General features: G+C 62.7%; 8 protein-coding genes. 3 read left to right on the plus strand and 5 right to left on the minus strand.

The genetic code is table 11. The annotated features are described in order from the left end of the window. Nucleotides 1-80 precede the first annotated feature (80 nt). Nucleotides 81-995: a LysR family transcriptional regulator gene (locus tag N6G83_RS20535; protein ID WP_260516178.1), complete on the minus strand. Its 915-nt coding sequence runs from the start codon at nt 993-995 to the stop codon at nt 81-83. A 105-nt stretch (nt 996-1,100) separates the two neighbouring features. On the opposite strand from N6G83_RS20535, the gene N6G83_RS20540 reads away from it, so the two are divergent. Beyond that, nucleotides 1,101-1,625 carry an NAD(P)H-dependent oxidoreductase gene (locus N6G83_RS20540; protein WP_141997124.1) on the plus strand — a complete coding sequence of 175 codons (525 nt, stop codon included), beginning with the start codon at nt 1,101-1,103 and terminating at the stop codon, nt 1,623-1,625. 28 nt (nt 1,626-1,653) lie between these two features. Here the strand turns inward: N6G83_RS20540 and treC are convergent, their stop codons facing one another. From treC to treR, 3 genes are all read right to left on the minus strand, one after another. Beyond that, nucleotides 1,654-3,318, minus strand: coding sequence for an alpha,alpha-phosphotrehalase (gene treC, locus N6G83_RS20545; protein WP_089181588.1), 1,665 nt, complete (start codon nt 3,316-3,318; stop codon nt 1,654-1,656). 67 nt (nt 3,319-3,385) lie between these two features. Next, nucleotides 3,386-4,801 (minus strand): PTS trehalose transporter subunit IIBC, encoded by a 1,416-nt coding sequence (gene treB / locus N6G83_RS20550; protein WP_260516177.1) that lies wholly within the window; start codon nt 4,799-4,801, stop codon nt 3,386-3,388. Between the two features lie 137 nt (nt 4,802-4,938). Beyond that, on the minus strand, nt 4,939-5,886 hold the full coding sequence (treR, locus tag N6G83_RS20555; RefSeq protein ID WP_042783558.1) for a trehalose operon repressor TreR: 948 nt from the start codon (nt 5,884-5,886) through the stop codon (nt 4,939-4,941). Between the two features lie 424 nt (nt 5,887-6,310). Between treR and mgtA the strand changes: the two genes are divergently transcribed. Then, entirely contained in the window at nt 6,311-9,019 is a 2,709-nt protein-coding gene (gene mgtA / locus N6G83_RS20560; protein ID WP_167324773.1) for a magnesium-translocating P-type ATPase, read from the plus strand. A 143-nt stretch (nt 9,020-9,162) separates the two neighbouring features. Then, a complete protein-coding gene (locus tag N6G83_RS20565; RefSeq protein WP_260516176.1) occupies nt 9,163-11,553 on the plus strand; it encodes a beta-N-acetylhexosaminidase in 2,391 nt (796 codons plus the stop codon). A 36-nt stretch (nt 11,554-11,589) separates the two neighbouring features. On the opposite strand, the gene N6G83_RS20570 is transcribed toward N6G83_RS20565, so the two are convergent. Then, entirely contained in the window at nt 11,590-14,580 is a 2,991-nt protein-coding gene (locus N6G83_RS20570) for an amino acid adenylation domain-containing protein (protein WP_260516175.1), read from the minus strand. Nucleotides 14,581-14,584 lie beyond the last annotated feature (4 nt).

The raw sequence follows: 14,584 nt of genomic DNA on the forward strand, positions 1-14,584 counted from the left end.
TGCACTATATATAGATATTGGCGCGATTCTTTTGATGTAGAACAAGGAAAACGGAAGAGCGTGTGCAAGCTGAACAGACGTCAATCGCCGGTTGGCCGATCGCGAAAATGTTCCAGCAGAAAATCGACCCAGACGCGCACCCGCGGCGGCAGATCCGCCGAAGCGTAATAGAGCCACAGCTGCACCGGGCGCGGCCAGCATTCCGCCAGCACCGGCCGCAGCGTGCCCTGCACGAAGTGTTTCTCGACGTACCAGTGCGCCAGGTTGACGATGCCGAGCCCGGCCAGCGCCGCATCCAGCAACATCTCCGGGCGGCTGACCACCAGCCGGCCGTTCAGATCCAGCGCCAGCGTTTCGCCCTGATGGCGCAGCTGCCATTTGACGTGGCGGCCGTTGGCCGGGTTGCGGTGCAGCAGGCAGTCGTGCCGCAGCAGATCGTGCGGCGTTTGCGGTTCACCGCGCCGCGCCAGATAGTCCGGCGACGCCGCCAGCACCATGTGCATCGGGTGGAGCGGGCGGGCCACCAGCCGGCTGTCGGGATCGACCCGGCTGCCGATGCCGACGTCGAAACCTTCGCCCACCAGATTCACCACCCGGGCATCCAGCGACAGATCGAGATCGATCTGCGGGTAGCGTGCCAGAAATTGCGGGATCAACGGCATCAGCATCTGGCGGCCGAAGCCGGGGATCATCGTGACGCGCACCACGCCGGCAGGCGCCTGCCGTTCGCCGCCGGCGCTTTCCAGCGTCGCCGCCAACGCCTGCCACAGCGGCGCTACCTGTGCCAGCAGCGCTTTGCCCTCGTCGGTCAGCAACACGTTGTGGGTGTTGCGCTGAAACAGCCGCAGCGCCAGCTTCTCTTCCAGCGCGCGGATGTTTTTGCTGACCGCCGCCGGCGTCACGCCCAGCTGGCGGGCGGCGGCGGAGAAATTTTGCGCCTGCGCGGCGGCGAGGAAGGCCGGCAACAGGCGATGCACGTCAAAGGGCAGCGACATAGTGGTTGATACTTTCGGTTGAAATTGAAGTGACCTCTAACAGCCTACACCCGAAGCGGCGGAAATGGAAAAATGCCCTCATCTTCTTATGACCGAGGAATCGTTATGCCACGCATTTTAGTGTTAACCGCCCACCGCACCCCCGACGAGTCGCGCATCAACAAAGCGCTGATCGAGGCCGTACGCACGCTGCCTAACGTGACCGTACATGAGCTGATCCGCGCGTACCCGGATTACCGCATCGACGTGGCGCGTGAACAGGAGTTGCTGCAGAGCCACGATGCGGTAGTGATGCTGTTCCCGTTTTACTGGTACAGCTCGCCGGCGATCCTCAGCGAATGGCAGGATGCGGTATTAACCTACGGTTTCGCCTACGGCAGCGAGGGCACTAAACTGCACGGCAAGCCGTTGCAGCTGGTGGTGAGCACCGGCGGCGACGCGCAGGCTTATACGGCGGAAGGGTACAACCGTTATCCGGTGCAGGATCTGCTGCTGCCGTTCCACGCCATGGCCAACCTGACCGGCATGGATTACCTGCCGCCGCATTTGGTGCAGGGCGTATTCGACATGAGCGACGAACGCCTGGCGCAAGAGGCCGCCGGCGTGGTGGCGCTGCTGGGGAAATGGTAGGGCGCAGCGCTCGCCGCGCCCTGCGGGGTTAGTCTTCGAGTAGCCACCACACCGCTTCGAACGGCCGCAGCGTCAGCGCCTGCGGCTGATCCGCCGAGTCGCTGTAGTTGCTCATCAGCGGGCGCCACTGCGCGGAGGCTTCCACGCCCTCCGCCGCCCAGGCCAGCGGTTCGCGGCTCAGGTTGGCCGCGACCAGCAGGCGCTGGCCGTTCCAGCTGCGCTGATAGCACCACAGCGCCGGGTGTTCCGGCGCCAGATCCTGATAGTCGCCGTGGGTCAGCAGCGGATACTGCTTGCGCAGGGTGATCAGCTGGCGATAGGCGTAAAACACCGAGTCGAGATCGGCCAGCGCCGCGTCGGCGTTGATCTGCGGGTAGTTCTCGGCGCAGCCGATCCATGGCGTGCCGGTGGTGAAACCGGCGTGCGGTGCGGCGCTCCACTGCATCGGCGTGCGGCCGTTGTCGCGCGATTTGTCGGCCAGGATCGCCAGCAGCTCGGCGTCGCTGCGGCCCTGGGCGCGCAGTTCGGCGTACATGTTCAGGCTTTCCACGTCGCGATACTGCTCGATGGCGCGGAAGCCGGGGTTGGTCATGCCGAGTTCTTCGCCCTGATAGATATAAGGCGTGCCCTGCATGCCGTGCAGCACCATCGCCAGCATTTTGGCGGCCGGCACCCGCAGTGCGCCTTCATCGCCGAAGCGCGACACGATGCGCGGCTGATCGTGGTTGCACCAGAACAGCGCGTTCCAGGCGCGGTTATGCATCCCTTGCTGCCAGTGGCGGAAGATCTGCTTCAGTTCCACGTAATCCGGCGCCGCCCGCGTCCATTTTTCACCGCCGGCGTAGTCCACCTTCAGGTGGTGGAAGTTGAAGGTCATCGACAGCTCTTCGCCGCTCTGCGCCGCGTAGCGCTGGCAATGCTCAAGCGTGGTGGAGGACATCTCGCCCACCGTCATCAGGCCGCGCGGCTGAAACACGTCGCGGCTCATCTCCTGCAGGAACTCGTGGATGCGCGGGCCGTCGGTGTAGAAGCGGCGGCCGTCGCCCTGGCTGTCGGACGGGAAGTCCTGCTGTTTGGACACCAGGTTGATCACGTCGAGGCGCAGGCCGTCGACGCCTTTGTCCGCCCAGAACTGACACACTTTCTTCAGCTCTTCGCGCACCGGCGGGTGTTCCCAGTTGAGATCCGCCTGCTCGGCGGCGAACAGGTGCAGGTAGTACTGGCCGCTGTCGGCGTGCCACTGCCAGGCGTTGCCGCCGAACTTGGAGCGCCAGTTGTTCGGCGGCGTTTCACCGTCGCCGTCGCGCCAGACGTAGAACTGACGATACGGGCTGTGGCGATCCTGCGCGGCCTTGAACCACGGGTGCTCGGTCGAGGTGTGGTTGAACACCATGTCCATCACGATGCGGATACCGCGCTGGTGGGCGGCGGCGATCAACTGCTCGAAGTCGGCCATCGTGCCGTAAGCCGGATCGATGGCGCAGTAGTCCGCCACGTCATAGCCGTTGTCCACCTGCGGCGATACGTAGACCGGCGTCAGCCAGATGGCGTCGACGCCCAGTTCCTGCAGATAGTCCAGCCGCCGGGTCACCCCGGCCAAATCGCCGTAGCCGTTGCCGGTGCTGTCCTGAAAACTCTTCGGATAAATTTGGTAGATGACGCCGTTCTGCCACCAGGGGGTTGGGTTGCTCATAGTTCAATACCTTTGAATCGTGACAACGAGCCCGCGTGAGCGGGCCCCTACATTCATCTTGCGTCAATCAAACCGGCAGCTCGCCGCGGGCGGCCTTGCGTTTGTAGACCATGATGGTCAGCACCAGCGGGATGACGATCGCCACCAGAATCGCCAGCGAGTAAATCAGCCAGAACTGCGGCTTGATAGACAGAATGCCCGGCAGGCCGCCGACGCCGATGCCGTTGGCCATCACGCCGTCCAGGCCGCAGATAAGGCCGGCGAAGGCGGAGCCGATCATCGCGCACAGCATCGGGAAGCGGTATTTGAGGTTGATGCCGTACATCGCCGGTTCGGTCACGCCGAGGTAGGCGGAGATCGCCGCCGGCACCGAGATTTCACGCTCGTTGGCCTTGCGGCTGATGATGATGATGCCGAGCACCGCCGAGGCCTGCGCGATGTTGGACAGCGCAATCAGCGGCCACACCGGGGTGCCGCCCATGCTCTGGATCATCTGCATGTCGATAGCCAGCGTGGTCTGGTGCACGCCGGTGATCACCAGCGGCGCATACAGGAAGCCGAACAGCGCGGCGCCCACCGGCGCGAAGCTGCCGGTCATCACCGCTTTCACCGCCCAGGCGACGCCGTCGCCGATCATGCGGCCGAATGGCCCGATCAGCGCGTGTGCCAGGAACACCGCCAGCAGCAGCGAGACCACCGGCACCACCACCAGATAGAGATAGTCGGGAACGATCTTTTTCAGCCGGGTTTCGATCCAGCCCAGCGCCATGCCCGCCAGGATCGACGGGATCACCTGCGCCTGATAGCCCACTTTCTGGATCACGAACCAGCCGAAGTTCCACACTTCCGGCGTTTGCTGGCCGAGCAGGTAGGAGTTCATCAGCTGCGGCGACACCAGGGTGACGCCCAGCACGATGCCGAGCACCGGGGTGCCGCCCATCTTTTTCACCGTCGACCAGCAGATGGCCACCGGCAGGAACATGAAGATCGCTTCACCGAGCAGCCACAGGAAGTCGTAAACGGTTTTCCACGCCGGGTGCATCTGCGCCAGCGTTTGGCCGTCGGACATCGGGATGTCGCCGATCACGTTGCGGAAGCCGAGGATCAGACCGCCGCTGATCAGCGCCGGCAGCAGTGGGAAGAAGATCTCGGCGAAGTGGGAGATGGTGCGCTCAGTCCAGGTCATGTTCTGGCGCGCGGCCACCTTGGCCTGCTCCTTGTCGGCCTCGTTGACGCCGGTGCTGGCGATCAGCGCCTGATAGTAGTCGCCGACGTCGGTGCCGATCACCACCTGGAACTGCCCGGCGTTGGTGAAGCAACCCTTGACCATCGGCAGCGCTTCGATCTCTTTCGGTTTCGCCTTGTTGGGATCGTTGAGGACGAAACGCAGCCGGGTAATGCAATGGCTGACGGTGGCGATGTTCTCGCGGCCGCCGACCAAAACAATCAGGCGATCAATATCCTGCTGTTTTACTTTGCTCATTATGGGATACCTGCAGAGGTGTTGACTGAGTAATGATCAAAGCTTAGCCACTCGGCTTTTTGAATGAAATGGGAACGTTCCCGGATTGGGGCGAGGATCACAAAATGACAAAAAATGGTCAACTTCTCATCAGGTCGTCAGGAAAGTTTGCTGGGCACCACCAGGCGGCGGATCCCCTGTTCGCCACTGAGCTGTGCCAACAGCTGCTGCGCCGCCAGCAGGCCGGCGCTGCCGTAGCCGAACTCCACCGACAGGGTGTCGGGGAACAGGAAGCTGAGCAGCGGGGTGTTGCCGATGGCGCATACCTGGATGGCGCGCGTCGGCTGTTGTTGCAGGTATTTGATTGCCCCCAGGGCGATGCTGTCGGAGGCGCAAATCAGCGCGCTGGTGTGCGCGTCAATCACTTCGGCGGCGTGCTGGAAACCGCTCTGGTAACTCAGCTCGCCCAGCGTGGCGCGCGGCGTGAGCGTGAGGCGTTCACAGGCGTCGAGATAGGCCTGATAGCGGCGCTGGCCGGTGGTGGCGTCGCTGAGCTGCACCCCCAGATAGCCGATATGCCGATGCCCTTGCTGATACAGGCGATCCATCAACAGGTTCACCGCGCCGGCATCGTCGTAGCAGACGGACGAGAAGCCGTCGTATTCGCGCACCATCACCACCATTTTTTCCTGCCACGGCTTGAGCATCGCCGCGGTCAGGCCGGTGAAGCCGAACAGGATCACGCCGTCGACGTTGCGCTGATGCAGTACGTGCAGATGCTCCTGCACCAGGCGGGTTTCGAACTGGCTCTCCATCACGATCGGATCGAAGCCTTGCTGATACAGCAGCGGCAGCATGGTGCGCACCGCCTGGTTTTCCGACGGCGAGTCGAGACGGGAAACGATGATGCCCACCACTTTGTCGCTTTGGCCGCGCATGGCGCGCGCCGACTTGGAGGGCGTAAACCCTTGCTGACGGATCACCGCTTCCACCCGTTCACGGGTTTGCGGGCTCACGCTGCCTTCATTGTTCAGCACGCGTGAGACGGTGGATTTACCTACGCCGCTCAGGCGTGCGATGTCCTTGATGGTCAGCCGGTTTTGCATGGTTTACTTTTCGTTGAAGTGGACAGGCGTAACATAACGGCCTGTAAAACAATGCCCGTCAGCATAGCTCATTTTCCGACGCGGATCTTGATGCAAAACGGGATTGTTGCACTGCGCTGAACGGCCGCTCCTGCCGCTCTGTTTTTCCCTTTACCGGAGGTGATCCCCCATATGGACCCCGACCCGACTGCTTTAGACACTCACTCGGTTCTCCGGTAAAACCTCTCCGCCTGGCGCTGCTGTTTTACCGGTGAAGTACATCACGGTAACCGGTAGCGCGCGCTTCGTCGTTCGCTCCTGCTGCTGAAAAAAAGAATAAGGATCTGCGTTGGCAGAGGCTTTTTGGCGCACCCGCCATCCGCCCGGCCGATGACGATCCCCGTTTACCCGCTGCCGTGAGGCACCGGGCGACGAGGTGCGAACCATGAAACTGAAAAAACTCCCCCGTCAGCTGCTGGGCCTGTTCGCCCGCGGCCTCCCGCGCCGTTTGGTGCGTCGCGACAGTCTGCTGGACGGCGTCGGCGGCGCTGCGCGCGACATGCCGGCCGGCCTGGCGCAGCAGCGGCTGGAATGCGCCGCCGCAGAAACGATGCAGCTCTTTGAGCGTTTTCACAGCCACCCGGAAGGCATCACCGCCCATGAGGCGGAACAGGTGCGCCAGCGCTGCGGTGAGAACGTCATCGACGATCAGCAGAAAGAGGCCTGGTGGCAACACCTCTGGCACTGCTACCGCAACCCGTTCAACCTGCTGCTGACCGCGCTCGGCATGATCTCTTACGCCACCGAGGATCTGACCGGCGCCTTGGTGATCGCGCTGATGGTGCTGATCTCCACACTGCTGAATTTCATCCAGGAGGCGCGATCCAACCGGGCGGCCGACGCGCTGAAGGCCATGGTGAGCAACACCGCCACGGTGATCCGCAGCGATGCGCTCACCGGCAGGAGCGAGCACGTGGAGCTGCCGATCGCGCAGCTGGTGCCGGGCGATATCATCAAACTGGCGGCCGGCGACATGATCCCGGCGGATCTGCGCGTGCTGTCGGCCAAGGATCTGTTCATCAGCCAGGCGGCGCTGACCGGCGAATCGCTGCCGGTGGAAAAATCCGCCGCACCGCAGTTGCCGGCGGCCGATCCACTCGACTGCCGAAATCTGTGCTTCATGGGCACCAACGTGGTCAGCGGCACCGCGCTGGCGATGGTGATCGGCACCGGCGGCGGCACCTATTTCGGCCAGCTGGCGCAGCGCGTCACCAGCCAGGATGAGCAGCCGAACGCCTTCCAGAGCGGCATTAGCAAGGTCAGCTGGCTGCTGATCCGTTTTATGCTGGTGATGACGCCGATCGTGCTGCTGATCAACGGCTACACCAAGGGCGACTGGTGGGAGGCGGCGCTGTTCGCGCTGTCGGTGGCGGTCGGGCTGACGCCGGAGATGCTGCCGATGATCGTCACCTCGACGCTGGCCAAAGGGGCGGTGAAGCTGTCGCGCCAGAAGGTGATCGTCAAACGTCTGGACGCCATCCAGAACTTCGGCGCGATGGACATTCTGTGCACCGACAAGACCGGCACCCTGACCCAGGACAAGATCGTGCTGGAGCGCCATACCGACGTGTTCGGCGCCAGCAGCGAGCGGGTGCTGCGCTACGCCTGGCTGAACAGCTTCTACCAGACCGGGCTGAAAAACCTACTCGACGTGGCGGTGCTGAGCTGCGCGGAGCAAAATCAGCAGCCGCAGGCGCTGCAAAACTACCGCAAGGTGGATGAGATCCCGTTCGACTTCGTGCGCCGCCGCATGTCGGTGGTGGTGGCCAAAGACAACGAGTATCACGAGTTGGTGTGCAAGGGCGCGCTGGAAGAGATGCTGGCGATTTGCAGCCACGTGCGCCACGAAGATGAGGTGATCCCGCTCAGCGAGGCGCTGCTGGCGAGGATCCGCCGCATCACCGACGATCTCAACCAGCAGGGGCTGCGGGTGGTGGCGGTGGCCAACAAGATCCTGCCGGCGCAAACCCATGAATACGGCGTGGCGGACGAGTCGGATCTGATCCTCGAAGGCTACGTCGCCTTCCTCGATCCGCCGAAGGAAAGCACCGCGCCGGCGCTGGCGGCGCTGAAACAGAACGGCGTCACGGTGAAGATCCTCACCGGCGACAACGAGCTGGTGGCCGCCAAAGTGTGCCGGGACGTCGGGCTCGAGGCCGATCATCTGCTGCGCGGCAGCGAGATCGAGCAGATGGACGACGAGCAGCTGGCGCAGGCGGCGGCGCGCACCACGGTGTTCGCCAAGCTGACGCCGCTGCACAAGGAGCGCATCGTCAAACTGCTGCGCCGCCAGGGGCACGTGGTGGGCTTTATGGGCGACGGCATCAATGACGCGCCGGCGCTGCGCGCGGCCGATATCGGCATCTCCGTTGATTCGGCGGTGGACATCGCCAAGGAAGCGGCGGACATCATCCTGCTGGAAAAAAGCCTGATGGTGCTGGAGCAGGGGGTGATCGAAGGGCGCCGCACCTTCGCCAACATGCTGAAATACATCAAGATGACCGCCAGCTCCAACTTCGGCAACGTGTTCAGCGTGCTGATCGCCAGCGCCTTCCTGCCGTTTCTGCCGATGCTGCCGCTGCACCTGTTGATTCAGAACCTGATGTACGACATCTCGCAGATCGCCATCCCGTTCGATAACGTCGACGACGATCAGATCACCCAGCCGCAGCGCTGGAACTCCGCCGATTTGGGGCGGTTTATGGTGTTCTTTGGGCCGATCAGTTCGATCTTCGACGTGCTGACCTTCAGCCTGATGTGGTGGGTATTCAAGGCCAACACGCCGGAAATGCAGACGCTGTTCCAGTCCGGCTGGTTCGTGGAAGGCCTGCTGTCACAGACGCTGATCGTGCACATGATCCGCACGCGCAAAATTCCGTTTATCCAGAGCCGCCCGTCCTGGCCGCTGTGCATCATGACGCTGGCGGTGATCGCCACCGGCATCGGCCTGGTGTTCTCGCCGCTGGCCGGCTTCCTGCAGCTGCAGGCGCTGCCGCTCGGTTACTTCCCGTGGCTGGTGCTGATCCTCGCCGGTTACATGGTGCTGACCCAATGCGTGAAAGGCTGGTTCGTGCGCCGCTACGGCTGGCAATAACCCGTTCGCCCCCTCCGGCCGGGAGGGGGCAACTGTGATCCCGTCCGCTTTTTCACCGCAACGGTTGGACATCTGTTCTGTGCTGAGTCTTTATCTACAGCGTTGGCTGTTTTTATTGATTTTTTTCCTCTGAGGAATTTCCGATGCACAGACCTTTCCGTTATACGCTACTGGCTTCATCGTTATGGTTTTCTTGCGGCGCGCTGGCGCAGCCGGCGGGTGATTTGCCGCTGATGCCCTGGCCGCAGCAGGTGGAAGTGACGCAACCGGCGGGCAAGCTGGTGCTGGATCGCCGCTTGTCTCTGACGCTGCAGGGCGATGATTTGGGCGACGCGCTGCCGCGCTGGCGCCAGCGCATCGAGTTACAGACCGGCTGGACGCTGGCGCCGAGGGAAGAAGCAAACGGCGCGGCGATCAAGGTGGTGATCAAGGACCGGGTGGCGGCGCAGCCGCTGCCGGGCAGCGATGAGAGCTACCGGCTGGCGGTCACGCCGCAGGGCGCCACGCTGACCGCCAACACTCGCTTTGGCGCGCTGCGCGGCATGGAGACCCTGCTGCAGCTGCTGCAGACCGACGGGCAAAACACCTTCCTGCCGCTGGTGGATATTCGCGATGTGCCGCGCTTCCCGTGGCGCGGCGTTTTGTTGGATTCGGCGCGCCATTTCCTGCCGCTGCCGGACATTTTGCGCCAGCTCGACGGCATGGCGGCGGCCAAGCTCAACGTATTCCACTGGCACCTGACCGACGATCAGGGCTGGCGCTTCGCCTCCGAGCATTACCCCAAATTGCAGCAGCAGGCCAGCGACGGCCTGTTTTACACCCGTGAGCAAATGCGGCAGGTGGTGGCTTACGCCACGGCGCGCGGCATTCGCGTGGTGCCGGAGATCGACATGCCGGGGCACGCCTCCAGCATCGCGGTGGCCTATCCCGATCTGATGAGCGCGCCGGGGCCGTATCGCATGGAGCGCGAGTGGGGCGTGCATAAGCCGACGCTCGATCCAACCCGCGACGAGGTGTATCAGTTTGTCGATGCGATCGTCGGCGAGCTGGCGGCGATCTTCCCCGATCCTTATCTGCACATCGGCGGCGACGAAGTGGACGCCAGCCAGTGGCGGGCATCGCCGTCGATTCAGGCGTTTATGCAGAAGAACGGGCTGGCGGATACCCATGCGCTGCAGGCCTACTTCAACCAGAAGCTGGAAAAGATCCTCGAGAAACACCAGCGGCAGATGGTCGGCTGGGATGAGATCTACCATCCGTCGCTGCCGCGCTCGATCGTCATTCAGTCCTGGCAGGGGCAAGACTCGCTGGGCGCCAGTGCGCAGGACGGCTATCAGGGCATCCTCTCCACCGGTTTCTACCTCGATCAGCCGCAAAGCACTGCCTATCACTACCGCAATGAAATTCTGCCGCAGCCGCTGGGGGTTGAGACGGCGGTGCAACCCGGCGAGCAGGCGCAAAGCTGGCGTTTCAGCATGCCGCGTCTGAAGGGTAGCGCGGTGGAGGGCAGCTTCACGCTGATCGAGGGCAAGCAGGGCTGGCGCGGCTTTATCGATTTCAACGGCAAGTCGCGCCGCGCGGTGCACGACATCGTCTGGCGCACGCCGCAGCAGGTGACGTTCCGCGTCGATACCTGGATGGGCGACACGCGGCCGGTGTTCACGCTGCAGCAGGACAAGCTCAGCGGCTATACGCTGGTCGGCAACGTGCGTTACCCCACCCAGGGCGAGAAACTGGCGGCGGCGCCGGCGGGCAAGATGCCGGTGGTGCCGGACGAGAAAGGGCAGGCCAATATTCTCGGCGGTGAAGCGGCGCTGTGGGCGGAAAACGTGCGCGCGCCGCTGATCGATCTCAAGCTGTGGCCGCGCGCCTTCGCGGTGGCGGAGCGGCTGTGGTCGGCGCAGGACGTTACCGACGAAAGCAACATGTACCGGCGGCTGGCGGCGATCGACGCCTGGTCGGTGGTGTCGGTCGGCCTGCAGCAGCATGCGGAAACGGCGCGCGAATTCACCCGGCTGAGCAACAGCGTGCAGATCGCGCCGCTACAGATCCTGGCCGAGGCGGTGGAACCGGCGCAGTATTACACCCGCCAGCACCTGAAGTTCCAGGCCGGCAACTATCACCAGTTCGAACCGCTGAACCGCTTTGCCGATGCGCTGCCGCCGGAGAGCGGCGCGGTGCGTGACATGCATGCCCAGGTCGCGGCTTTGCTGAAGGATAAGCGCGATAAGGCGGCGGCGCAGGCGCTGCGCGAACGGCTGCAGCGCTGGCAGGCGAACGGCGCGGCGCTGCAAACGGCGATCGCGGGCAACCGCACGCTGCGGGAGCTGGCGCCGGTGGCGCAGGACGTCGATGCCCTGGCCGCATTGGGGTTAACGCTGCTGGATCGCCATCAGCAGGACAAACCGCTGAGCCGGGCCGAGGCCGAACAAGCGCAGCGCCGGCTGGATGCGGCGGCGCAGACGCGCGACGAAGTGGTGATTGCCGCGGTGTACCCGCTGGAGGCGCTGCTGCGGGGGCTTAAAACGGAGTGAGGGTGACGGGGCTCGGCCAGTTGAGCCCCGGTTTTGTTACGCCTGTAGCGACAGCGGCGCATACCCGATGGCGTGCTGCAGGTAATTCAGCAGCAGCTGGCGGGTGAAGCGCGGCTCATCGATACCGCTGCCCTGCAGGAAGCGTTGCAGGTTGCTGCAGTCCCACCGATAGGTGTCTTGATAGAGCTCCACCGTCGATAGCTCGTCCACCATAGGATCCTTGAACAGGCTGAGCAGCGGGTACAGCGGCGCGTCGCTGTCGTTTTCCCATTGGGCCCGCCACTGTGCGAAGGGCAAGGGACGAAAACGATAACCGAACTCGCGCTCCAGCAGGCTGAAAAACTCACGCAGCGTCAGATTATTGTCACCTTGATGGATCAGGTTGAATTTCTGCCCCAGCGCCTGCGGATTGCGAGAGACGTGGGCGATGGCCCGGGTCATGTAATCCACCGTGGTCAACCCTTCGCGCATATCCCGTAAATCCGGCACCGTGCCGCTGCTGATGCAGGTTTTCACCAGCCGTCCCCACCATTGATAATCGGCGTTGACGCCGGTACGGCTGTGGCAGGTGGCGTAGCCCAGGCGGAAGGTCATCAGCGGCAGGCCTTGCGCCGCCGCCAAATCGGCAATTTTCTCCATCACCCATTTGCTGCGCACGTAGCCGATATCGCGGCTGACCGCCGGCAGGTTTTGGTCGATATCGTCGCTTTCCCGCATCACCCGCTTGCCGGTGTGCAGATGCCCCCAGCTGTATACGGAGATGGTCGACAGCAGCATCAGCGGCTTGGTGCGGCTATGCGCCGCGAAGCGAATGATTTCCCGCAGGCCCTGCACGTTGTCGCGCTTCATGTAGGCGTAAGGCTGGATAAAATTCACCGCGCTGGCCGAATGGTAAATCAGATCGATATCTCGGCTTAACGCCCTGTAGGCCGCCGGCGTCAGCGAAAAGTCGTGTTCCGCTACGTTGCCAGGCACGATATGAATGCGCGCGTGCTGGCTGGCGTTCAGCGCGATCCGGTAGCGCTGCAGCACCGCCTCCAGCCGCTGTCTCGGCGGCAGTTTGGCGCCGTCGCGCACCAGACAGTACAGCTCGGCGTCGGTGGTGCGCAGCAGATCGGCCAACAGATGCGCGCCGACGAAGCCGGTGGCGCCGGTCAGCAAAATGGCGCGCGGCGCGCTGATTTGCCGCGGATCGAACGTCGGATCGATGACGAGATCCGACGGCAAATAAACATCATCCTGCAAGGCACGCGCTTCGCCTTGCCGCTGTGTCGGTTGCCGGTCTCTGCGTTGTGCCAGTGCCAGTGCCTGCGCCAGGGCGCCCAGAGTGGGATATTCATAGATGTCGTGCACCGAAGTCTCGACGGCAAATGCCTCGGCCAGCGCCGCCATCAGTTTGGCCGCCAACAGCGAATGGCCGCCCAGCGAGAAAAAATCATCGTCGGCTGCGGGCTGTTCCACTTTCAGCAGCGAGCGCCAGAGATCGGCGACGACGCGCTGGTCGGCGGTCAGCGGCTGCGCAACGCCGACACTGACGCTGACCGGTTGGTAATGCGCCAACAGAGCCGCTTTGTCGATCTTGCCGTTGTTGTTCAGCGGCATGTGTTCCAGTAAACGATAATCGGCGGGCAGAAATGCGGTGGGCAGCGTTTCTTTCAGTTTCTGTCGGACGCGTGCGGTCACGTTTTCGCTGTCACTCTCCGCGATCAGAAACGCCACGATTTTCTTGCCCAGCGGATCGTCAGCCATTGCCACGGCGGCCACCGCTTTACGGACGCCCGCAACCTGCAGCATGGCGTTTTCGATTTCGCCCAGTTCAATGCGATTGCCGCGGATTTTGACCTGATCGTCGATACGGCCCAGATATTGAATGCGGCCATCCGCCAGCCAACGAGCCCGATCGCCGCTGCGGTACAGGCGCAATCCGGCGAAGTGAGGCGGGGTGATGAAGCGCTCGGCGGTCAACGCCGGATTGTTCAGGTAGCCACGGGCCAGACAGCGACCGCTGATATACAGCTCGCCGGGGCGATCGCCGATCACGGGCTGCAGTCGGTCATCGAGGATGAAGATTTCGGTATCGCCGATGGGCTGCCCAATGCTGGCGGGCGGGTTTTGCGTGGCGCAAGCCACCCGGTTGCAGGTGGCGAATATGGTGGCTTCCGTCGGGCCGTAGTAATCGATCAATGAATAATCGATGCCGCGCAGATCGACCGGATGAAGTTTCTCCCCTGAGCTGAACAAATACCGCAGCGCCAGATTGGCCGGTTGCGGCGCGCCGACCACTTCGGCAACCAGTACGGCGGGCAGGCTGGCGTGGGTAATGCCCTGTTCGGCAAAGTAGGCCAGCAGGACTTCCGGCTGCAGGCGAGCGTCTTCCGGGGGCAGATACAATGTGCCGCCGCTGGTCAGAGGCGACCAGATCTCCCATTGCGCGACGTCAAAACTCAAGCCGGCGATCAGCGTAGAACGACTTTCGGCATCCATGGCGAATTGCTTGTTATGCCAGAGAATTAAATTCAGCAGTGACTGATGTTCTATCAGCACACCTTTCGGTTTGCCGGTGGTGCCTGAAGTGAAAATGAGATAAACGATGGCATCGGGGGACGGAGAAATTAACGTTATATTCTCCTGCGAAGAAGTTGATATATTATCAATATAAATAATATCCCCGCTGAAGTTATTTTCCGAAAGCGCTATCGTCGCGTTGCTGGCGAGTATTAAAGGGGAACCGCTTTGCGTGACGATATCCTGTATTCTTTTTTCCGGGTAACGGGCGTCGATGGGAATATAGCCTGCGCCGGCTTTGACGATCGCCAACATACCGATCAGCATTTCCGGCGTGCGCAGCGTGACGAGCGGCACATAGCTGCCGGGCGCCACGCCCCGCCGTAGCAACAGCGCGCACAGTGCGCTGCTGGCTTCATCCAATTGACGGTAGGTCAGGTGTTTATTATCGCCGACGACGGCGGTTTTTTCCGGATAACGGGAAACTTGTTGGATAAAATAATCCAATACGCTAGGTGCCATGGTT

It is taken from the genome of Serratia sp. PL7, assembly GCF_945957435.1.

What these genes read in the sequence shown, in the direction of transcription:
- N6G83_RS20540 (WP_141997124.1), top strand. Translation starts at nt 1,101, where the DNA reads ATGCCACGCATTTTAGTGTTAACCGCCCACCGCACCCCCGACGAGTCG.
- N6G83_RS20535 (WP_260516178.1), bottom strand. Translation starts at nt 995, where the DNA reads ATGTCGCTGCCCTTTGACGTGCATCGCCTGTTGCCGGCCTTCCTCGCC.
- mgtA (WP_167324773.1), top strand. Translation starts at nt 6,311, where the DNA reads ATGAAACTGAAAAAACTCCCCCGTCAGCTGCTGGGCCTGTTCGCCCGC.
- treC (WP_089181588.1), bottom strand. Translation starts at nt 3,318, where the DNA reads ATGAGCAACCCAACCCCCTGGTGGCAGAACGGCGTCATCTACCAAATT.
- N6G83_RS20570 (WP_260516175.1), bottom strand. Translation starts at nt 14,580, where the DNA reads ATGGCACCTAGCGTATTGGATTATTTTATCCAACAAGTTTCCCGTTAT.
- treB (WP_260516177.1), bottom strand. Translation starts at nt 4,801, where the DNA reads ATGAGCAAAGTAAAACAGCAGGATATTGATCGCCTGATTGTTTTGGTC.
- treR (WP_042783558.1), bottom strand. Translation starts at nt 5,886, where the DNA reads ATGCAAAACCGGCTGACCATCAAGGACATCGCACGCCTGAGCGGCGTA.
- N6G83_RS20565 (WP_260516176.1), top strand. Translation starts at nt 9,163, where the DNA reads ATGCACAGACCTTTCCGTTATACGCTACTGGCTTCATCGTTATGGTTT.